Below are 22,143 nucleotides of genomic sequence, written 5' to 3'. Positions count from 1 at the left end.
AAAATAATTTATTTATGGCAGTAATTTTAGCGCTGGTTCTTGTAGTGCAGAATACTGCTCTTTTAATGCTAAAATTTGTTGCTCCCAGTATTTGTCATCCGCAAACCACGAAAAGTTCCGTGGAAATGCAGGATCATCCCAGCGTTTAGCTAACCATCCCATGTAATGGATCATACGCATAGCACGTAATGGTTCAATCAATTTAAGCTGAGAGTGGTCAAAATCACAAAACTCTTCATAGGCCGCCACCAAGGTATCTAACTGTAACAGTTGGTTGTTTCGATCGCCACTTAGCATCATCCATAAGTCCTGAATAGCAGGACCTTGGCGACTATCATCTAAATCTACAAACATGAGCGCATCACCCGCCCACAAAATATTACCTGCGTGGCAGTCTCCATGCAGGCGTATTGTGCTGACTTGTTGATAGAGTGATTTGGTCTTATCGATCACCATATCCAAAATGGTATAAAACGCTGTAGTTATGCTACTTGGCACTAGATTACTGTTTTGAAGCTGAATTTTAGCTGTATCTAAATACTCATCACAGCTAATTGTAGGCCGGTGACTAAATTCACTGACTTTTGCTGATTGATGCATTCGGCCTATCAAACGCCCAAGTACATCAAGCTGATCTAAATTATCAACTTCAAATATACGCCCACCAACACTTGGAAACAGCGTAAACAAGTAGCCGTCATGTTCAAATAAACTCTCACCATTACGACTAATCGGCGCAACAACTGGCACCTCGGCATCAGCTAACTCCGCTGCAAATAAGTGCTCTTCTAGTATTTGTGCCTTGCTCCAGCGCTCAGGTCGGTAAAATTTAACAACATAGCGATTGCCATCTTCAGCTTTAAATTGATAAACACGGTTTTCATAACTATTTAATGCTAATAAGCCAGACTCGGCATAAATGCCGATACTTTCAACGGCATCTAAAATTGAATCTGGGGTTAAGTCTACAAAGCTAAATTTACTCATAATTCTCATCAATATAAAAAAAGCGGGAAAATCCCGCTTTTTATTAAGTGATAGTGTACTTAACTATCGTGCTTTAAAGAAGTTGCTCGGCTGCGAAATTTGTGAACTCGGCTCATCCACTGGCGATAAGATAAAATTAAACTCGGTCATAGGCTTTTTCAAATCATATGGGTCCATTACTAGTGATAATGGTACATTATGTGATTCACCGGCCTGCACAGTGAAAGTTTGCTTGCCTATATATTTAAAGTTTTCCAACCCTTCAACTTTAATATTAAAGCTTTGCTCGTATTGCGCTTTATTAATTACTTTAAGGGTGTATGTATTCTCAACTAAACCATCAAAATCGACTCGATAAAGCTGATTTCTATCCCTTATGATATCTAAGTCCATCGGTTTACGCATGACTATATTTGCAACCAACGCAGTGCTTAATATAACTAGAATCACAATGTAACCAATAATTTTAGGTCGCAATGGGTTTGTTTTGTTATCCGGCGTTTCTAAGTTACGCTCTGTCGTGTATGAAATAAGCCCGCGTGGGTAACTCATTTTATCCATCACACCATCACATGCATCAATACACGCACCACAGTTTATACATTCTGCCTGCAAGCCATTTCGAATATCGATACCGGTCGGACATACTTGAACACACAAGTTACAGTCAATACAGTCACCGAGGTTTAGATTTTTAGGATCGTCTTTACGGCTACGAGGACCACGATTCTCGCCGCGAGTTTCGTCATAACTAACGGTGAAGGTGTCTTTATCAAACATTGCTGATTGAAAGCGTGAGTAGGGGCAAATATGTAAACACATAATTTCACGCATCCATCCCGCATTTGCGTATGTACACGCTGCAAATACTAAAATACTCACAAGCGCATAACCACCCACATTAAAGGTGATAAAATCAGGAAGTAGCTCTCGGATAGGTGTGAAATAACCAACAAATGTCAGTGCAGTGTAAAGCGAAAATGCAATCCAACTCGTATGTTTAGCTGTTTTTCGCCACAGCTTATCGAAATCCATCGGCCGCTGATCAAGCTTTTTGCGCTTATTGGCAGTCCCCTCTAATTTCTCTTCAAACCAAATAAAGATGAAGGTCCACACTGTTTGGGGGCATGTATAGCCACACCACACTCTGCCATAGAAGGTAGTCACTAAAAATAATGCAAATGCGGCAAGCATTAAAATAAAAGCAAGAATAGTAAAGTCTTGCGGCCATAACGTTAGGCTAAATATATTGTACTTTTGACCCATCAAATCAAATAGCACGGCTTGTTGGTCATTAAAGTTTATCCATGGCAACGCCATAAACGCTAACATGCCAAGAAAACCGATACGCTGCCTTAGCAGTTGGTGTAAACCAGTTACTGCACGCACATAAATGCGGTTTCGGGGGTTAAATCTATCTTGTGGGGCATTAAGATCTGGTTTCTCGATCTTCACCTCAGAAGGTATGTTCTTTACTTTTATTTGCTTTTCCATCGAAGTTCCTCAACGCCGCTTGGAGAATGAAAGTTGAACAATCATATGGCTTTATTCAATAAATAAAATATAGAAAGCTCATACTAAAAATAGTGCAGAAACCGACATAGCGCTTCGTTATGTTCAGAGATTTCTGAAAAATCTAATTGTTCATAAGCATTATACCAACTCTATTTAGAAAAACTGAAATTCAATGCTAATAATTTATTCACCTAACTTACTTGCTTTACAAAGGTGCATTTTATTACACTAGTGGTCAATTCATACCCGCTTAGATCAAAGTTTATTCATATGAAGAAATTTCTTGTACTTGTTGTTGTAATACTTGCGTTATTTACTATCGACCACCCAATGATAAAAGAACCTAGAGAAAAACTATTAGGGGAAGGTGTTGGCGTACTCAGTGATGCTGGAAATATAAACCGAGGTAGAGGTGCTAGCATGGCTAAAAGCCGAATTAGCTCTGCACTCACACTATCAGGATCTGAACGCGAGTATCTAGAAGATACCTTAAAAACAGATGAGCAACTGCAGTTGTTCCATACGCGTTACTGTAATAGTAAAGACCTTAATTTATATTTTTATGAAGATCGTCTAGCTACAGTGTGTTCTATCGTATCCGAGTCACTGATAGAAAATAGAGCTAAATAGTGGATTTCTCAGCATTAACAAAAAAAAGCAGCGCGTCGTTTAACCAGCATAAAAACTTGCTGAAAAAGCTCGCTAAAGGACAGACCGTGAAGTGCGAAAAGTGCCAAGGAGTGCTGACGTTAGATTTAAAAACTCAGCAGCATGGAAAAGGCATCGCTAAATGCCCGCAAAACTGTACTGAAATCATACTTGATCTAATATAGCAGGTATCCCCTGCTATATACCCTAGGGGGATTGACTCTTTGTTACCTACACGGATGTAGGTAAAGGGCGTGAGCAGGACGTACAAGCTTTGCTCGGTTTTTACTTAGCCTGCTAGGTTACAAACCTCGCGCCGCGATTAAATAGCCCCTAGATTGAACGAATTTCAATCCACAAAGGTCAACACGCCCTAGTTCCAGCTGTCTTCCTCATCCGTATATAAGCCACTTTGTACTGCAATGATTTCTATCAGTTCAGCAAAACCTAGTGCAAAATCACCCATTAACTCATATTGCTGCTGACTCAGTTGCGCATCGCTTAACTGATTTTGTTGAGCAATTGTTGCTATCACTTCAGGCTCTAGAGCAAAAAATCCCAAACTCGCATAAGCTGTTTGCAATGCTTCTTTTAACTCAACGGAAAGTGAACCTGCTTGCATTAACTTACCAACATAAGATTGCGAGCCGTGTACAAACCCCAAGCACCACTGTTGGCATTCATGTAAATCTAGGTAGTTTTCATTATCAGCACCTATTTGCAAGCTTACAGGGAGTTTAAAACCCGTTTCGTAGACTTGCTCGCTAATTTGGTGGTACATAGCCATAAAGGAGAATAACATCTGCTCCTCTAGTTGCCCTTGTGTATCAGGTATTATCTGCTCAAGCCACTCGTGAACATCTAACGGCTCGGGCGAACATATTATCGCGAATAAATAACCTTGGCTTTGCGGCAATGTCATTGCGCCTTTTCGGCTCGCTAAAAATGCACTTAGTTGCTGACTATGTTGCAGAGTAAATTCAGGTATTTGCATAAGATAACTCAATAACACTTAAAAATTTAATGGAAAACGGCCATCGCTATCAGCACGGCCTAAAAACTTAGTCGCATCATGCACTTCTTTTGGTAGTGACGCGTCAGGTTTTATATACCCTGCGACCTTAAAGTTCATATTCGCTTTGAGTGTTGCATCGGCTGCGAGCCCTAGGCGATTATCTGGATCAACCAACACTGCAACATCACCTGATTTACAGCTTAACTGGCCGCTAAGAGGGCCAATGCTAAACCAACCAGATAAACCTTGAACATCAATATTCTGGCTAGAAATCTCACCTTGTAATGCATTGCAATACGGTTGCCCTGAAGAAAATTCATCCAATTGTACAATCACTCGTCCTTTGGCATTGATTGGCAAAGGTAACTGTAAGCGCATCATCGCTCGCTCAACAGTTAAACGCAGTGTTGTATCTGACAATGTTATAGCTTGATTAAACAAACCATAGCTAAAATCTGCACGACCGGATATATCCGTCTTTTCACGTGCATTACCAAACTTAACATTACCTTTAAGCTGTCCTGTAAATAACGCCCAACCAGAGATGTCCCATGTTAAGCTATTAATTTGCTCCCCCTGATAACGAAGTTGCATTACTCGGCCTTGCCACACAGTACCTGACACTTTGCCTATTTGTACGTCTTGAGGCACGTATTTACTCGCAAGGTTAAGCGCCACAGCAGCGGGCGTTTTTAACAAAGCAAACACGATAAAACTAATGATAAATATTACTATAAGTGTGGCTGTTTTTTTCATGCTTACTTCTCTAATACCAATCGGCTAACTCGAACATAGCCTTGCTTGTCATCGCGGCTCAAATCGAGGTTTTCGATCATCACACCTTTGTCATTTACTAACTCATCTAGCCATTGCACTAATTTATTAAATTGCACTGTGTCAATCGTTAATCTTAGTGCGTTGTCGTTCGGCTGCATTTTACTAATTGTAATATCGTAACGGCCACGCGTTGCATTGACTATTTGACTTAGATTTTGGTTGTTGATGACAGCACGTGAACTTCCAGCTTTCAATTTAACAATACTGGTATCAACCCAAGTCAATAACTCTTGCTGTTTAAGCTGATTTTTCTGTGCTTCAGCAATGGCATTATTGAGCGGTCTAAAAATCCCCATAACAAGTACAAAAATAACAAAAATAACACCCGCAATCATTACTAACTGTTGTTCTTGCTCTTTTAAAGAACGCCAATGTTTTAGTAACTGTTGTTTCATGCTGCACCTCGTAGTTTTATTTCACCGACTACAAAGTCGCCATCATTGTTCAATGACCCTTGATCAACTGTTAAACCACGCTGCTCAAGGATTGCTTTAACTTTACCAAATGTTTGAAAATCTTTACCCCGAGCACGCACTCTTAATTCATTACGACGTTGATCATAACGTAGCGTTTCAGGCTTAAACTCTTGAACCTGACTAAACACACTAACCAGCTCATTGGTAAGGTCTAAAAAGCCTGCACTGCTAACGCCATCAAGTTTGGCGAGCTCACCTTTAATTTGGCTTTTAATCAGATGAGGGTTCAGTGCTTTACCCGGAAAGGCTTTTTGGTAACGTTCAACAACGTGTGTTTTTGCTATGTCTATTTCGCTATTCAATTGGTGCAATTCAACACCTTTAATAACGATTGACCCCACTAAAGCAACGCTCGCTGCTATCGCAGCATTTTTCCAATATCCCCACCATAAAGACGTTTTCTTTTTAAGTTGGTACTGCCCCTGGCGAAGGTTGAACTTCACACTCGGTAATTGCTTTGCAAATAACGCTAATGGTAAATCATAAGCATCTGTCTGCGCTGTTAAATCAATTGTCTCAGGGAATTGTGACGCAGGGCTATAGTGCTCAACATGTGGATTACCTAGCGCTGCTAAATATTCTGCTAGCCAGCTTTGCTCTACTGCGCCAACTCGCCACAGGCCGTGCTTACACAACCACTGTTCGCCCAGCTCAATTACACTTAAGGCATCATTTTCTGCTGTAGGTAGTAATATTGCATCGGGTAATAATTTAAATACTTCTATATCATGCTCAACAAATACAGCTAACCAAGATTCAAACCAGTCGCGATCTGTCATCGCAACATTAATTGCGTGCTTATCACCAATCATTGACGGTTCAGCTATCGCTATAAATAAATCATCAACATCACACGCAATATCCTCTTCAAGCATATAGGGTAATGCTTGTTCGAGTTTACGATTCCACTTAGTAGGTAGCTCAACGGTTTTAAGCTGTACTTGATCACAAGGCAGCAATGCCACCACTTCTCGATTTTGTGATTTTTCAGTTAACTCACTCAATTGCTCTGCATTGGGTAAGTCACCGCTGGCAATAATTTCTTGTTCTAGTGGTGAGTAAATCAACCAATTAATTTTATCTTGCTGGGTTTGACCCGTGCGGATCAAAAGTATTTCTGTCACTGTACGCCTCCAAATTTTCGCGCCAGTATCGTTACTTCACCATCTTTGGCTTGCAGTAATGTGGTCATCGAAAAACGCAGCTCAACAAATTCAGCTTGCGATTGTAATTTAAAATATTCGCTATTTATGGTGAACAACTTTTCAACGGACTTAACATTTTGAGCCCCTTGTTGATTCACTTGCTCAAAAAATTCTTCTATATTTGAAAAACCATCATCTGGGCGTGCTGCTAAAACGGCTTGCGCCCCAGATATATCCAAACCATCAATCATTGCGCTAAGCAATAAGGCATTTTCGGGGTCGAGCGTATTAACATTAATTGCCAATAACTCACTACCTGGTATAACACATACGTAAGGCAGTACTTTTTCCATTACAAGCGGGTTAAAGCCCTTAACTAAACGTAACTCTGATGTTGAGGCAAAATAACTATTCGCTGTCATATACGGAAATTGACGCGACAAGTATTCGTCCTCCTCTGCACCCGAACGATACGTAATACTATCTTCGTCTAGCCAATCAAACACACTGTCAGCCATCGCTTCTTCTGATTCATCTGATTGCAGGTCTTCAATATTTTCAAGCAATGCAAGTAGAGCCTTATGTGCAGGGTTTGTTCTACTTGTACTCCCTGCTTGTGTTGCTGCTTTTACACGCAATGCGTTTAAATTTAAGCACGCTTGTAAATCAATAATTTTACCTTGAAGTGTGCCATTATCAACAGGGTATGGTACATCACCTTGTTGAGCCCAAATCTGCTTTAGTGTGGTTTTATCCGGATCGTCTTTTTTGCTTTGTAACAATGCCTTTATTGCCAACTCTTCCGCTGCATAGGCGTACCATTTTGCTTGCTGATGCCCTTGAATATTGGTGCTTTTCTGTACCTGAATTAGCAGGTTGCTACTCATTTCAACTGCCAATATTGAAGCTAAAGCAACAATAAACAACACAATTATGAGTGCGGCGCCTTGCTGGGGTTTATGGTTCAACACTGCCCCCTTGGCCATTACCTGGCACTAAAAATATGCGCCTTAATGGCTCTTCATCAATACGCGTAATAGTCACAGCAACCGCTTTAGGGAGTTCCTTTTTTTGCCACTGCTCTTGCCATTCAATTTTGTCATCTAAAAACTCAAATTTAAGATCTTCAATATTTTCGAGTATTACTTGCACACGCGGTTCAAGATTATCAAGCTGATCCACATACACCCGATGCACACGCTCTAAGTTGTCATCTATCACGCGATAACCCACTGCTTGTAGTTCTGAGCGAGGTAATAAATTTATTGGGTTTACCCAACCATCGCGTACAAAGCCTATGCCGTCATATTGGCTATTTAATGTATAACGTCCCGCTAATAGATAAAACTCTTGTATATCGCCAGATTCGTCGCGAACGGCTCGCTTTGTCATTTGGCTAAAATCTTGATCCATTAGCCTGAATGTCGTTTGCAAACCATTTAATTCTGCAATTTTTTCGTCCGACGCTTCTTTTGCTTTAGTGGTCGAATCCAGTATTTGATGAGTAGCCAAAATGACAAAGGCTAAGATGCCCAGCGCTACCATCACTTCTAATAAGGTAAATCCGCGCTGCTTCACTTAACGACCACCTTTATTTAAGTAGCTAGTAAGTTCATAGATTGAGTATTCTAGTTTTTCATCACTAAAAACATTAATAGTCACTTTTACAAAGGTTTTATCAGCTGTGGCAACCACGTCTTGTCGCCAATACCATTCAACGCCCCCCATAACCTCAGTGCCTTTAGCGCCGTTTTTTCCTTGCCATTTATTGCCTTTTGCCCGTTGTTCAACCAATACATTTTCAGCAACCCATGATGCGTAAGTTTGCTCTTCAAGGCTTGATAAATGATTAATGTGATCGCCCGTTGCCTGCATAGCAGCAATACCCGCCATAGCGCATATACTCAACGCCACCATCACTTCCAGTAAAGTAAAACCTTTATTATTAAGCATTATTCAGGTTCTCGGCGTAGGTTTACAGGAGCAGAAAACTCCCCTTCAATGAAGTACAGAGGCTCTCTTTCATCTTTTAATTCATAAACAAGTTGAAACGCGCTAACTTCACCAGAAGATAAAATAAGGACTTGCGGGATTTTAAGTTTTTTAAGCTCTAAAAAATCATCGTCATCACCGCCGCTCATCAGCTCCTGCCAGTTAGATTGCTCTAAAAGGTTATCTTGAGCCCATGCGAGATCTTCTAGATTAAGTGTCAATTTAAGACGCTCATCAACTTTAATGGGTGCAAACAGTTTATCGCGATCGAACACAATCCACTTTTCGCCATCAAATACTAAAAATTCAAAGGTATCTTCGTCAATATGAAAACCTAATTCAACCTGATTTAATATTGCAAATTCAGATGCCATATTAATGGTGGTATGCAGCCTCAGCGCTTGCTTATCAAGCTCATCTTCAACACCGCCATCAAGGCTGTATACCACCATCTTTGTTGCAAAGGCGATGACCACCAACACAACGAGTATTTCAATTAAACTAAAGCCACGCGTTGGTGGCTTCAATTTTGTAGCGCGTGAGTTAGCTGTGGGGCTTAAGAACATGATAAGCCCTGCACTAAAAAGAATAACGCCGCTGAATTATTATGCATTACTGTTTTTCTTCGTCCCAGTTACCGATATCATCATCAGTGCCCGCTTCGCCATCTGGTCCCATTGAAAAAATATCAATTTTACCCACTTCACCTGGACTGATTAATAGATATGGGTTACCCCATGGGTCTTCTGGTAGCTTAGAAATAAAACCACCTTCAGGAAAACGTCTAGGAGTTGGCTCTACGCTGGTTTGTGTCACTAAACCTTCTAAGCCTTGCTCTGTCGTTAAGTACGCTTTATTTTTTAATTTATAAAGACTCATTGCATCTTCAAGCTGCTGGATATCCAAATGCGCTTTATCGATTGCCGCCTCTTCTTGTTGACCCATAATATTTGGTGCCACGATTGACATGATCATGCCAATGATAACCAGTACCACCATAACTTCTAGCAATGAGAAACCTGATTGTTTATTCACGTATGTACCTCTGTTTTTCTTAATAATTAATTCATCGCAATACAGTAAAGTGCATTACGATATCCCTGAAACTGTTACAGCCCAATCGCTTTATTCATCGCCATAATAGGTTGTAATATGGCCATAACAATAAACAATACGATCACTGCCATTGACGCTATCATCGCAGGCTCTAAGAGTTTTAGCGAGACATTTACCATGCTTTCAAATTCACGGTCTTGGTTATTCGCTGCACGCTCTAACATCTGCTCAAGCTCACCCGATTTTTCCCCACTGGCGATCATATGTAGCATCATCGGTGGAAATAATTTGGTTTCTTGTAGCGATGCTCGAAGGCTCGCACCTTCACTGACACGCGTTGATGCATCCGCTACCGCTTTCTTAATTTTTTCATTAATCAGTACCTCGCCAGAGATCCGCATACCTTCGAGTAATGGCACCGAACTCGATGACAGAATACTCAACGTGCGCGCGAAACGAGCCGTATTTATACTACGCGCAACCTTACCAATACCGGGTAATATTAAAATTTTAGCATCATACCAAAAGCGAATTTTTGGCTGTTTTAATGCGTGTTTAATCCCTATAACAAGCAACGTAAACAGCACAAGAGTTATAAACCAGTAATTTTGCACATAATTACTCGCGGCCATTACCCACTCTGTCGTCCATGGTAAAACCTGTTTAGATTTTTCAAACGTTTTTAATATTTTAGGCACTACAGTACCTAATAGAATGGATACAATGCCGATTGCAAAAATAACTAATATAACCGGATATACCATTGCTTGCGTTATTTGACTGCGCATGTGCTGACGTTGTTCCGTGTAATCTGCTAAACGATTCAAAACAGCATCTAAATGGCCTGACTTTTCACCTGCCGCAACCATTGCTCGGTATAAGTTATCAAATACGTGCGGAAACTCAGACATACCATCCGCAAGGGTGTAACCTTCTACAACTTTAGAACGTACCGACATCAACATGCGCTTCAAGCGTGGCTTTTCACATTGCTCAGCGACAGCCATAACAGCACCTTCAACAGGCAGTGCTGACTGAATTAAAGTAGCGAGCTGACGAGTGATTAATGCAAGATCCGATGTAGATATTTTTGGTTTAAAAAAACCACCTAAAAACGTAGTTTTTTCACCTTTAACCTGTTTATCTCCCTGTGCTGCGGGGATCACTTCTAATGGAGTGAGTCCTTGTTCACGCAGGGATTGACGAACTTGTTTAGCGGTATCCGCTTCTAAAATACCTTTTTTATCTTTGCCACGACCATCTAACGCGCGATACTCAAACGCAGCCATTATTAACCTTCCTCACGTGTTACACGTAACACTTCTTCAAGGGTCGTTTTACCAGCCAATACGCGGCTACAGCCATCTTGACGAATACTTGGTGTATGTTTACGAATGTATTTTTCAACACTTTGCTCACCTTTACCACTGTGCACAAGCTCTCGTACAGTTTCATCAACAACAAGTAACTCATGAATACCCGTACGTCCACGGTAACCATTAAAGTTACATTCTTCACAACCCACTGCGCGGTAAATTGTCGGTGGATTCTCAAACGGCACGCCGAGTAATTCGCATTCACGCTCATCTGCGGTGTGAGCTTCTTTACAGCTTTTACATAAAGTACGTACTAGGCGCTGTGACAACACACCTAATAATGACGATGAAAGTAAGAAAGGCTCTACCCCCATATCTTCCATACGTGAAATAGCACCCGCTGCTGTATTGGTATGTAACGTTGACATAACTAAGTGGCCAGTCAGTGATGCTTGCACACCAATTTGAGCCGTTTCTAAATCACGTATTTCACCAACCATTACGACATCAGGATCTTGGCGTAGAATCGCTCTAAGGCCACGAGCAAAGGTCATATCAACTTTTGCGTTGACCTGAGTTTGGCCAATACCTGGGATTTCATACTCAATTGGATCTTCAACCGTTAATATATTGCGATCGCGAGAGTTAATTTGACTCATACCAGCATAAAGCGTGGTACTTTTACCTGAGCCGGTTGGCCCGGTCACCAAAATAATACCATGCGGTTTACTTATCAAATCAGAGAATAACTCGCGATTACGTAAAGTCATTCCTAAATCTTCAAGATTTAAACGTGCATTGTTTTTATCAAGTAGACGAAGTACTACACGTTCACCAAAACTAGATGGCATGGTTGATACCCGTACATCAACAGCACGACCTGCAATACGTAAACTAATACGACCATCTTGCGGAATTCGCTTTTCAGCAATATCGAGTTTCGCCATTACTTTGATACGCGAAACCAATAAAGAGGCCAGTTTACGGTTTGGTTTAAGTACTTCTTTAAGCACACCATCAACCCTAAAGCGAATTACTAACTCTTGCTCAAAGGTCTCAATGTGAATATCAGATGCACCCTCTTTGATTGCCTCACTAAGCATAGCGTTGATCAATTTAATAATTGGCGCGTCATCATCCCCAGCGAGTAAATCTTCAGTTTGTGGCATGTCTTCTGCTAATGAAAATAAATCCACTTCATTGCCGATATCTTCCATCATTTGCTGAGTTTCAGAGCTATCGCGTTGATACGATGCCTCGAGCAACAATTCAAATTTATCATCTGGTAATTGCTCAAGTGTAAAGCCATGACCGGCAATACGGCGTACTTCTAGCAGGGCTTCAATATCCAATTCACCACGGTAGAAAACGACACGGTCATCATTATTTTTGCTTAATAACATACCCGCACGCCTTGCATACGAAAAAGGCAAACGCTTATTGGGTAGCTCAACAAGATCATCGCTGGTCATCAAGTCGCTGCTATCTTGTGGCTTTGCATGCTCTTCGCTGATTTCAGTGATTGCATCAGTCATCGTTGCGCTCGTCTGCATTTTGCTTTCTTAAGTATTCTTCATACGTTGGTGGCAAGATTAATGCGTCATTCCACTCTGGTAATATTGGCGAATCAGTTAGCGGCATCAAATCAATCCCGTCATCTCGCTTTATTTGTTGCTCACCACGAATAAAGTTATATTTTGAGTGGCTTAATTTATTCATTTTTATACCATCACGAATAATGGTCGGGCGAATAAATATAATGAGATTACGTTTACGTTTGCTGGTACTGGTAGAGCGGAATAAATGCCCTAAAATAGGGATATCACCTAGTAGCGGCACTTTAGATACACTTTCTTGTACATCTTCATCAATCAAACCACCTAGTACAACCATACCACCGTCATCAGCCATTACCGTTGTTTTAATAGCACGCTTATTAATTGAAATATCCACCGCAGTGGCGCCACTTACACCAGAAACCTCTTGTTCAATAATAAGTTGAACAGCACTGCCATCGTTAATTTGGGGTGTTACTTTGAGTTTAATACCAACTTCTTGACGTTCAACAGTTTGGAATGGGTTGTTATTATTAGAGCCTGTTTGCGAGCCCGTGATAATTGGTACTTCTTGACCAACGATCATTGACGCTTCTTCGTTATCCATCGTTGTTACGGATGGAGTGGCAAGGATATTTGAGTTGGTGTCAGTAGACACTGCTTGGATGATCGCGCCCCAGTCATTTTTAACAATACCCATGGCTAAACCATTAATACCACCCAGTAATGCGCCTAATGGGCCTAAATCACCTTCTTGAGTTTCATCATACTCTGTTAGTTCGTTATTAACGCCGGTAAGGGTTTTTGTTACTGTTTTATCACGTGCGACCTCAGCTGCAACGGCCAGCGACCCTACAGGGACTGAATTGCCGTTGTTAAATTGCATCATTCCGCCTTGCTCTGAGATAAACTGCAGCCCAAAGTTGATACCATCAGCTTCCATAACTTCAACAATGATTGCTTCTACGAGTACCTGCGCACGGCGAATATCTAAGCGTGCAATAACTGATTCAAGTGATCGCATTGTGTCTGGTTGAGCGGTAATTACCAGCGAGTTTGAATCTGGGTGAGCTTCAATACTTGTATCATCTTTACTACGGCTACGGGTTTTGGTTGCCCCTCCTTGGCCTTCTTCACCAAGTGTTTTACTTACCCCCTGCAGTACTTTAACAAGATCTTCAGCATTGGCGTAATTAAGGTAAATAACTTTTGTGTTACCTTGATTTTGCAATTCACCATCTAAACGCTTAATAAGCTCAATTGCGCGGGTTCTTGCTTGGCCTTCACCACTAACTATAACGCTGTTTGTACGGCCATCGGCAACCACTTTAGGAATTAAAAACTCAGGAACGCTGCCTTTACCTGTATCTTTGTAAATATTCTCAACCACTGAAACCACGTCGTCTGCCGTGGCAAAGTTTAGTTTTACAATATCAACGCGCTTATCACCCGCTTGGTCAACAGAGCGAATGATTTCGACTAAACGATTCACGGATGCTGCGTGACCCGTCAACATCATAACGTTAGCGGCATTGAAGTTAGCAACATGACCGCCATCTTTTTGGTCGCTAAATTGACGCACTAACGGACCAAGCTCTTGCACGCTAACATTCTTAACGCGAACAACTCGCGTCACCATCATATCGCCGCTGGCCTGATTATCCTCAGTGATCAGTGGAACATTCGACTTTTTAGCGTCAGAGCTTTTTTCGATTTTTAAAATGCCGTTATCCATCTCTACAGCTGAATAACCGTAAACTTCAAGCACATTTAGGAAAAATTGATAATAGAGCGCTTCATCCATCAGCTCATAACTGCGAACATTTACTTTGCCGCGTACGTTAGGATCAATGATCACTGTTTTATTAAGGTTTTTACCTACGATATTAATGAACTCGTTAATATCGGTCCCTTTAAAGTTTGCAGCGTACTCAACGGCAGATACTGACAAAGATAAACTGGCCGCAAAAAAAAGTGTTGCGTACTTAGCTAACCCTTTTCTGATTTTTTTGAGGTGTAGCGCGTGAACCATTATTTTAAAACTCCAAAGCTAAGTTATTGCAGGCTAAATTGTACATCGATTTGCTCACCATCACGTTCAATAGTGATATTGGCATCGGTGCTATTACGCAGCTCATTAATGGCTGACATGGCCTGTTTTAAATCTGTTAGTTGATAGCCGTTAATCGATACAGCTAAATCGTTATTTTGTAATCCCATTTGCTTAAATAGCACAGGGTCTTTACCTGGACTTAAGCGATAGCCAACAAGCTCGCCGTCTTTCATTGCCTGAGATACACGGATGTAATCAAATAATTTACCAGGATCTTTTAATAGTTCTTCTCGGGTTTCTATGATTGCTTCTTTGACTTCTTGATTAGATGTGGCATCAATTTGACGATCACCTTCCATCTGTGGGCCCTCATCTAATTCCGACTCATCCTCTTCACGCTGAGCCAAAACAGGCATTGAGACTGTTTTAGTAAAGTCGAGTCCATCAAGCATTAATGTCTCAAAACGCCCACTCACATCTAATATCACTCGATCAGGTAATACCTGAGCAAGCTTTGCCCGTGTTCCTTTCACTACATCATCAACAAGGTAAGTAGATTGTTGTCCTTGCGACTCAATAACCGCAAGCCCCGTTAAATCATTATTACTAACGGCTACAATCCCTGTTAAATTAATGCTTAACCGTGTTTCAGGTGCATTATTAATCACTTTAGCTTGTTTGGTAGGCTGTTTACCAAGCACAACATCGGCTTTACCGAATAAATTCTGCTCTAATATTGACTTAGAATTTACACGCTCGGATGAATTATTTGCAGCATTCATACTGCTTGGTGGAAGGGCTAAATTCGTAGGCTCTGGCCATGCAAGCCAAAACGCTTTAGCTAATAAAAAAGCAATATAAACAATAGCTAAAAGAGTTACCACCCAGCTTAATTTAGCGTGGGGTAATTTATTTACCAGATGTTTTAGCTGCTGTAATTGCTGTTCCATAAATGCCATTTCTTATTTTAATTTACTGCCATATCTCTGCCCTATAGTACCTTTTCATTTTTCATTCAACAAGCGCACTAATATTAAACTTTGTAAACAAGGTAAATTAGGGCTTTTACTTCACTACAAAACTCACCAACTATTTCTTTAAATGTGGGTTTCGTGCTAAATTTTGTATTTGTGATCAGCGAAATAAAAGAGTGCTATTTTGTCAAAAAGTAATGGTTCAAAAGGAAACACCCGCAATTCGACTTCAGCTGATGATATTAATGCCATTCGTTTAGATAAATGGCTGTGGGCTGCACGTTTTTATAAAACCCGAGCCACCGCACGAGACATGGTACAAGGTGGTAAAGTACATTATAATGGGCAACGTGCAAAACCCAGTAAAATAGTTGAACTAGGCGCACAAATTAAATTAGCACAAGGTGTTGATGAAAAGCTCATCACTGTACTTAAATTAGTTGATAAACGTTTAAGTGCCCCCATTGCTCAAACCTTATATCTAGAATCACAAGCTAGTATTGAAAAACGCGAGGCAAATAGTATCGCCCGCAAAAATAATAGCTTTTTTGCTCCACATCCGGATCGTAAACCCGATAAAAAGCAAAGACGCGAACTTTTAAAAATGAAATCAAGTTAGGTAAAGCGACCCATGCAACAAGATCTACTTCACCGTTATACATTTGAAAAACTAGACGTCCGCGGCGAGCTAGTCCAAATTGAGCACACCTACAATGAGATGATTGCAGGCCATAATTACCCTGCACCAGTAAAAGCCTTATTAGGTGAATTACTCGTTGCAACGTGCTTATTAACAGCCACATTAAAATTTGAAGGTGATATTGCAGTACAATTACAAGGTGATGGTCCTGTAAAATATGCGGTTATTAATGGTGATGATAAACAAAATATGCGTGGTATCGCTCGCATACAAAGTGAAGTAACAGGTAGTACTGTTAAAGAACTAATTGGTAATGGTGTGATGGTATTAACTATTACACCTGATAAGGGCGAGCGCTACCAAGGTATCGTACCACTAGAGCACGATACGCTTGCAGAATGTTTAGAAGCATACTTTGCCCAATCAGAACAACTGCAGACACGATTGTGGTTTGCCACTGATACAACTCAAGATAAAGCCAAAGCATCCGGCTTATTACTGCAAGTTTTACCTGTGAATAAAGAAAAATCTATTACTGATTTTACACATCTAGAGGCACTCAGTAATACGATTAAAGATAAAGAGTTACTAGAGCTTGATGCTAACACTGTACTGACTCGCCTTTATCATGAAGATAACCCTCGTGTATACGAGCCACAAGCAATCCAATTTAAATGTGGTTGCAGCAGAGAGAAAACGATTACCGCACTCGTTAATATTGGTCAGCAAGAATTACTTAACGACGTAGCTGAAAACGGTGAAATCAAAATTAGCTGTCATTATTGCTTAAAAGACTACTCTTTTAACGAGCAAGAAATCAAAGCCATTTTTAACTAAGAACCCCCTCTTAAAAAAGTACACATTGAAAAGCTGTAAACACTGCAGCTTTTTTGTTCATAAAAAATGATACCGGTGTCATAAAACTAACAACTTTCATGACACCGGTATCATTGAAATTATTCATGTTTTTTACTAAATATATGTGTTTTTAAAGCTTTCATAGGCTCGAATATCCCTAATCCATCTGTTACTATAATTACAGCTTAAGGTTATTAAGAACCCAGAGCTATCCCGTTCAATCTCACACAATTTAGGTATAAACATGACTTCAAGCGCTACTCGTTTTGTCGATCTAACTGCAGCTGAACTTGTCGAACACGCGATCCGTCGTGGCGAAGGGACTTTAGCCGCCAATGGAGCTTTTGTTGCGAACACTGGTCGCCGTACTGGCCGTTCTCCAAAAGATCGTTTTATTGTTCAAGAATCAAGTACTGAAAATGAAATTCAATGGGGTAATGTAAACCGCCCTTTCGATGCAGATAAATTTGACGCTTTATGGGCACGTGTAGAAGCACATGTGCAAGACAACGACCACTTCATCTCTCACCTTGAAGTTGGCGCTGATCCAGAGCACTATTTACCTGTTGTTGTTACAACAGAAACTGCATGGCATCATATTTTTGCCAAAAACATGTTTATCGAACCTAAGTCTTACAATGCATCTGATTTACCCCAGTGGCAGGTAATGAATGTACCTTCGTTTGTATGTGATCCAGAACGTGATGGCACTAACAGCGACGGCACCGTTATTATCAACTTTGCACAACGTAAAGTATTGCTAGCAGGTATGCGTTATGCCGGTGAAATGAAAAAATCAATGTTCTCTGTTCAGAACTTCCTACTTCCAGCGAAGGGTGTATTACCAATGCACTGCTCAGCTAACGTAGGCGAAGCTGGCGACACAGCATTGTTCTTCGGTCTATCTGGTACAGGTAAAACTACCTTATCAGCAGATCCAACTCGCTTTCTAATTGGTGACGACGAACACGGCTGGGCACCAGGCAGCGTATTCAACATCGAAGGCGGCTGTTACGCTAAATGTATCGACCTTTCACAAAAGAATGAGCCAGTTATTTGGGATGCAATCCGCTTTGGAACTATCCTAGAAAACGTCGTCCTAGATGATAAAGGCATTCCTGACTTTCACGATACAAGCCTAACTCAAAATAGCCGTGCAGCTTATCCACTTGAACACGTTGAAAAGCGTAAAGTAGAAAACCGTGCTGGTGAACCAAAAGCCGTTGTATTCTTAACATGTGATGTAAGCGGTGTATTACCACCGGTATCAATCCTTACTGAAGAAGCTGCAGCGTTTCACTTCTTAAGTGGCTACACTGCAAAAGTAGGCTCTACAGAGATTGGTTCAACCAGCGATATTGAGTCAACATTCTCAACGTGTTTCGGCGCACCATTTTTCCCACGTCCAGCAGGTGTTTACGCTGAGCTTCTTATGAAGCGTGTACGTGAGTTTGGTGCCAAAGTATACCTTGTTAACACAGGTTGGACTGGTGGCCCTTACGGCACTGGTAAGCGTTTTGATATCCCAACAACACGTGCTGTTGTTGATGCAATCGTATCTGGTAAGCTGGCTGGTGTTGAAACTCAGCACATCGATGTTTTAAACCTAGACGTGCCAGTAGCAGTTCCAGGTGTAGACAGCAATTTACTTAACCCAATTAACACATGGGAAGATAAAGCAAAGTACGCTGAATACGCGACTAAGCTTGCTGCTGATTTCACTGAAAACTTCGCTAAGTATGATGTCTCAGACGATATTAAAAATGCAGGCCCTAAAGCTTAATTAACTTTAGTCGCCACATTAAAACGCCAGCTAAAGCTGGCGTTTTTGATCTACTCTTTTATTTAAAATAACTGAACCTATAATACTAGTTTCATTAAATTGGTATTAATTACACTTCCAACACTTACCTTTTACTGGTTCATTATACCAAGTAGTATTTTTACCTTTTTTGCTTTCAGCCCACTCTTTAATCATTGGGTATGCATTAACAATATCCACATTTTCAATTGGATGTGACCAAACTGAAGTAACATCGAGCGCCCAAGGGTGACCATCAGTTGTCATGTATGTCTGTGCTCCACCTACTTCAGAATTATCGTCACCCGTTTTAAATAAATCAGCGTTTGCTAACGCTGTAGGGGAATGATTAGGAAGGTGCACTTCACGCCCACGATCATTTACCGGGTATATAAATGGGTTAAAGGGAGCGTTACCAATATCTGAAGTATTCACAGTGTCATTAAATATAATACTCATTGTTACTGGTACTACATCGCTTTCATCACCACTTTGCGTATTAAAAAACTGATACCCATTAGCACTTGCTGTTACATCATGAATGTTTTCAACCAATGTATAAACGAGTTGATTTGTGTGTCCCGCTTCAGCAACCAATGAACGTGTATTACCTGCTATATCAATGCTTGCACTTTGAACGCTCCCATTTGAAATATTATCAAATGCTAAAGCAAATGCATTTGCATTGCTTGCACCTCGTGCATTGATAGATCCAGTTAGGTCAATCTGCTTCACTTGGTTATCTGCATTTTTTATAACATTAAAGGTGTAACCCATAACAAAATCATTTAAGTCATAGTCGCCTTTATTAGGCCACAAGTCTTCAAACGCTAGGGTTGATTTAACAGTATAGTTATTTGAGGCTCTTTGTGGGTCGTTTGGATAATCGTCATCAATATTACTAATCCCATCACAATCAGAGTCTGTATCAGCACTTACTTCCCATGTATAAAATGCAGGATTACTAATTAAACCATTGCTATCAATCGCGGTGACCTGCACACGCCATATTTCACCACCTTGCACTTGCGAGGCTAATACAGTACTACCTGAGTGATCTGTTTTACCCACTATTTCATCATCAACAACTTCACCTTGGCCTACATCAACAAACCAACGATATTGGTAGGTAACGCTGTCACCATCGGGATCTGCATTTTCTGTATTATCAACCACAATAACTAGATCTTTATCTGGCGATAGGCAACTCTCATTTTCTACTGTTAGAACAGGCAAATATGGTGAATCATTCGGGGTTATAGCATACGTAATGACCAGCTCACTATAATCTAAAGTTGTTTTCCATTTCACGTAGTCGTGGTTCATATCTATATCAAGAAATACATTAACTAAACCATCGTCAGTTATGGCTGACAAAGGCACATCAAATGATGTTTCAGACCATGTACCGTTAGTACCTTGTAGCAAGCCAGGATTAAGCTCTGAACCATCCACACTAATACCATCATATTCACCACTCGTTCCATGAAAAGACTCAGAATCAATGTCATAGCCTCGAATTAATAACGTGGCACTTTGTATTTTAAGTAATGGATCTTCAAGGTTTTCAAAACTATGCTGCCAACCATAATCTTGAGAATAATGCGAGTAAAAATCAAAGCCATAGTTTTGAGGAGCTAAATAATGAGGTGCTGTACTTTGTTTGTTTATACGCTGAGTATATGTAAATGTCCCATCTTGGTTATCCACCGTGCTTGTACTTGTTGCTGCGGCTATTACACAAAATGAAGGAGATAATACAGACGCTAAAATAATTTTTTTAAGACTCATCGCGGTTATCCTTCTTCTGCATTAACTTCAACTGGACACTTAATCTCAAGGTCCCCCAACAAAACATTTTTTAAAAACGTCTCAGTACAAACTACCCCATCAACCTTAGCCTCAACTTTAATTCCACTCCACTCATTAGGAAATTTAAGCGTGCTCTCTAACTGCCCAGTTCGTGATGTTAGGGCTTTGAGCAATGTAGTGCCCACTTGCTCTGAGTTTTGATCGATAGCAGTAACCTTTATAAAATGTTTACCACCAATACCAGCTCCACTTTGGTCTATCATAGTTATAGTGCTTACAACTTTAAAATTGATACTCACCTCATCATTCATTGACCAATCAAATCCTGATGGGACCACGACGTCTTTTAGTGAGTTATCAACAGGCTCAACTACAACGGGGGGCGTTACTACAACTGGGCTTGCTGTAGTATCCCCACCGGAACCGCCGCAACCAGATACAAGCGTAAAAAAGATTAAGCATAATAATTTCCTGAGCATAGGTCATCTCCACTGTATTAATTAATAGTTAATGAAGCAGTAATTAAGCCAATTTTAAGTAACTGATTTTTAAGCTTAATATAAAATTTAATTTATCTTATTATTAAAATGCAATGCAGAAAGCGAGTTTTCGGTTACTTATAAGGAGTCCGGAATTAGTTGACCACAACAGAGATATTCAAATGAATGTGGAGTTATAGAGTCGAAGAAAAAAAACAAGGCGGATTAATGTAAAATATTAATAATACCAATCATGTTAAGTTACTGACCACTTATAGCGACAGGTAAATACAGTGATAACAAGGCAGAAATTTTGACATGTAGTTGTTACTACTTGAAAAATCACTAACGCTGTTAGCGCTTTATTTAGCCCGCTAGAATGGTTAAATATTTAAGTCGATTGGTATAAATAGTGGATCATTATTCAAAGACTCGAGTGGCTCACTTTTCAGTTGTTGTTGACAATAAACTAAACGCACTACTGTAGGTCGTGATTTATCGCAACAGCCGATATATGGAGGTGTTTCGCTTTCAGATGAGCGCCCGAGCGACACTGGCCACCTTGCACCTTGCTCGCTTTTTCACTTTCCTGCAGACGTAAAAAAGCCCGACTCTATGAGTCGGGCTTTCTTTATTTGGAGCCTGGCGATGACCTACTTTCACATAACAAATGCTACACTATCATCGGCGCTGTTTCGTTTCACTACTGAGTTCGGCATGGGATCAGGTGGGTCCAAAACGCTATTGTCACCAAGCAAATTTGGTGTCAGTTCGTATCTCTACGCACTAACTAAAATTTGAAAATGCTGATAATTGTCTTCTTACAACTTTAAGCTTATCGCTTACAGCTGCCAGTAATCTACTTTAGTTGTCGCGATAAATCACGACCTACAATCTTAACTTCTGCGCTTAAACAGTCACATAAAACGCGTTTGGCGTTGTATGGTTAAGCCTCACGGGTAATTAGTACAAGTTAGCTTAAC

General features: G+C 40.5%; 21 protein-coding genes and 1 rRNA gene. 4 read left to right on the top strand and 18 right to left on the bottom strand.

Annotation, left to right across the window (positions count from 1 at the left end):
- Positions 1 to 12: 12 nt before the first annotated feature.
- A complete protein-coding gene (locus A7967_RS21195; protein WP_064436088.1) occupies positions 13 to 987 on the bottom strand; it encodes a serine/threonine protein kinase in 975 nt (324 codons plus the stop codon).
- A gap of 63 nt (positions 988 to 1,050) precedes the next feature.
- On the bottom strand, positions 1,051 to 2,481 hold the full coding sequence (gene ccoG, locus A7967_RS21190; RefSeq protein WP_054206846.1) for a cytochrome c oxidase accessory protein CcoG: 1,431 nt from the start codon (positions 2,479 to 2,481) through the stop codon (positions 1,051 to 1,053).
- Positions 2,482 to 2,772: 291 nt separating this feature from the next.
- Between ccoG and A7967_RS21185 the strand changes: the two genes are divergently transcribed.
- Entirely contained in the window at positions 2,773 to 3,132 is a 360-nt protein-coding gene (locus tag A7967_RS21185) for a hypothetical protein (RefSeq protein ID WP_054206845.1), read from the top strand.
- 391 nt (positions 3,133 to 3,523) lie between these two features.
- Here the strand turns inward: A7967_RS21185 and A7967_RS21175 are convergent, their stop codons facing one another.
- The 13 genes from A7967_RS21175 to gspC form a co-directional block, all read right to left on the bottom strand.
- Positions 3,524 to 4,144 carry a UPF0149 family protein gene (locus A7967_RS21175; RefSeq protein ID WP_064436087.1) on the bottom strand — a complete coding sequence of 207 codons (621 nt, stop codon included), beginning with the start codon at positions 4,142 to 4,144 and terminating at the stop codon, positions 3,524 to 3,526.
- A gap of 18 nt (positions 4,145 to 4,162) precedes the next feature.
- The gene (locus tag A7967_RS21170) at positions 4,163 to 4,921 is read right to left on the bottom strand and encodes a type II secretion system protein N (RefSeq protein ID WP_054206842.1); all 759 of its coding nucleotides are present in this window, start codon (positions 4,919 to 4,921) and stop codon (positions 4,163 to 4,165) included.
- A 2-nt stretch (positions 4,922 to 4,923) separates the two neighbouring features.
- Positions 4,924 to 5,397: a type II secretion system protein M gene (locus A7967_RS21165; RefSeq protein WP_054456060.1), complete on the bottom strand. Its 474-nt coding sequence runs from the start codon at positions 5,395 to 5,397 to the stop codon at positions 4,924 to 4,926.
- On the bottom strand, positions 5,394 to 6,602 hold the full coding sequence (gene gspL, locus A7967_RS21160; protein ID WP_054206840.1) for a type II secretion system protein GspL: 1,209 nt from the start codon (positions 6,600 to 6,602) through the stop codon (positions 5,394 to 5,396). The genes A7967_RS21165 and gspL overlap by 4 nt, the downstream gene beginning before the upstream one ends.
- Positions 6,599 to 7,591, bottom strand: coding sequence for a type II secretion system minor pseudopilin GspK (gene gspK, locus A7967_RS21155; protein WP_405630569.1), 993 nt, complete (start codon positions 7,589 to 7,591; stop codon positions 6,599 to 6,601). The genes gspL and gspK overlap by 4 nt, the downstream gene beginning before the upstream one ends.
- Positions 7,581 to 8,201: a type II secretion system minor pseudopilin GspJ gene (gspJ, locus tag A7967_RS21150; protein WP_054206838.1), complete on the bottom strand. Its 621-nt coding sequence runs from the start codon at positions 8,199 to 8,201 to the stop codon at positions 7,581 to 7,583. The genes gspK and gspJ overlap by 11 nt, the downstream gene beginning before the upstream one ends.
- Positions 8,202 to 8,576, bottom strand: a complete 375-nt coding sequence (gene gspI, locus A7967_RS21145; RefSeq protein WP_054206837.1) for a type II secretion system minor pseudopilin GspI — start codon at positions 8,574 to 8,576, stop codon at positions 8,202 to 8,204.
- The gene (locus A7967_RS21140; RefSeq protein WP_054206836.1) at positions 8,576 to 9,181 is read right to left on the bottom strand and encodes a prepilin-type N-terminal cleavage/methylation domain-containing protein; all 606 of its coding nucleotides are present in this window, start codon (positions 9,179 to 9,181) and stop codon (positions 8,576 to 8,578) included. The genes gspI and A7967_RS21140 overlap by 1 nt, the downstream gene beginning before the upstream one ends.
- A gap of 46 nt (positions 9,182 to 9,227) precedes the next feature.
- The gene (gene gspG / locus A7967_RS21135; RefSeq protein ID WP_054206835.1) at positions 9,228 to 9,650 is read right to left on the bottom strand and encodes a type II secretion system major pseudopilin GspG; all 423 of its coding nucleotides are present in this window, start codon (positions 9,648 to 9,650) and stop codon (positions 9,228 to 9,230) included.
- Positions 9,651 to 9,724: 74 nt separating this feature from the next.
- On the bottom strand, positions 9,725 to 10,960 hold the full coding sequence (gene gspF / locus A7967_RS21130) for a type II secretion system inner membrane protein GspF (RefSeq protein ID WP_064436086.1): 1,236 nt from the start codon (positions 10,958 to 10,960) through the stop codon (positions 9,725 to 9,727).
- Between the two features lie 2 nt (positions 10,961 to 10,962).
- Positions 10,963 to 12,522 (bottom strand): type II secretion system ATPase GspE, encoded by a 1,560-nt coding sequence (gspE, locus tag A7967_RS21125; RefSeq protein ID WP_054206833.1) that lies wholly within the window; start codon positions 12,520 to 12,522, stop codon positions 10,963 to 10,965.
- Positions 12,515 to 14,575: a type II secretion system secretin GspD gene (gene gspD / locus A7967_RS21120; RefSeq protein WP_054206832.1), complete on the bottom strand. Its 2,061-nt coding sequence runs from the start codon at positions 14,573 to 14,575 to the stop codon at positions 12,515 to 12,517. Before gspD ends, gspE begins: the two co-directional genes overlap by 8 nt.
- A 23-nt stretch (positions 14,576 to 14,598) precedes the next feature.
- On the bottom strand, positions 14,599 to 15,546 hold the full coding sequence (gspC, locus tag A7967_RS21115; RefSeq protein WP_054206831.1) for a type II secretion system protein GspC: 948 nt from the start codon (positions 15,544 to 15,546) through the stop codon (positions 14,599 to 14,601).
- Between the two features lie 265 nt (positions 15,547 to 15,811).
- Between gspC and hslR the strand changes: the two genes are divergently transcribed.
- The 3 genes from hslR to A7967_RS21100 all read left to right on the top strand — a co-directional run bounded on the left by hslR (position 15,812) and on the right by A7967_RS21100 (position 18,851).
- A complete protein-coding gene (hslR, locus tag A7967_RS21110; RefSeq protein ID WP_054206855.1) occupies positions 15,812 to 16,189 on the top strand; it encodes a ribosome-associated heat shock protein Hsp15 in 378 nt (125 codons plus the stop codon).
- A gap of 12 nt (positions 16,190 to 16,201) precedes the next feature.
- Complete coding sequence (gene hslO / locus A7967_RS21105) at positions 16,202 to 17,047, top strand: Hsp33 family molecular chaperone HslO (protein WP_054206830.1); 846 nt, start codon at positions 16,202 to 16,204, stop codon at positions 17,045 to 17,047.
- A gap of 265 nt (positions 17,048 to 17,312) precedes the next feature.
- Positions 17,313 to 18,851 carry a phosphoenolpyruvate carboxykinase gene (locus tag A7967_RS21100; RefSeq protein ID WP_054456056.1) on the top strand — a complete coding sequence of 513 codons (1,539 nt, stop codon included), beginning with the start codon at positions 17,313 to 17,315 and terminating at the stop codon, positions 18,849 to 18,851.
- A 105-nt stretch (positions 18,852 to 18,956) separates the two neighbouring features.
- On the opposite strand, the gene A7967_RS21095 is transcribed toward A7967_RS21100, so the two are convergent.
- The 3 genes from A7967_RS21095 to rrf all read right to left on the bottom strand — a co-directional run bounded on the left by A7967_RS21095 (position 18,957) and on the right by rrf (position 21,915).
- Positions 18,957 to 20,660 (bottom strand): LruC domain-containing protein, encoded by a 1,704-nt coding sequence (locus A7967_RS21095; RefSeq protein ID WP_064436085.1) that lies wholly within the window; start codon positions 20,658 to 20,660, stop codon positions 18,957 to 18,959.
- Positions 20,661 to 20,665: 5 nt separating this feature from the next.
- Positions 20,666 to 21,160, bottom strand: a complete 495-nt coding sequence (locus A7967_RS21090; RefSeq protein ID WP_064436084.1) for a hypothetical protein — start codon at positions 21,158 to 21,160, stop codon at positions 20,666 to 20,668.
- A 640-nt stretch (positions 21,161 to 21,800) separates the two neighbouring features.
- Positions 21,801 to 21,915, bottom strand: a 5S ribosomal RNA gene (gene rrf, locus A7967_RS21085).
- Between the last annotated feature and the right edge of the window lie 228 nt (positions 21,916 to 22,143).

This window comes from Pseudoalteromonas neustonica, from assembly GCF_001653135.1.
Taxonomy (GTDB): domain Bacteria; phylum Pseudomonadota; class Gammaproteobacteria; order Enterobacterales; family Alteromonadaceae; genus Pseudoalteromonas; species Pseudoalteromonas neustonica.
This window is presented reverse-complemented; position numbering and strand designations above follow the sequence as displayed.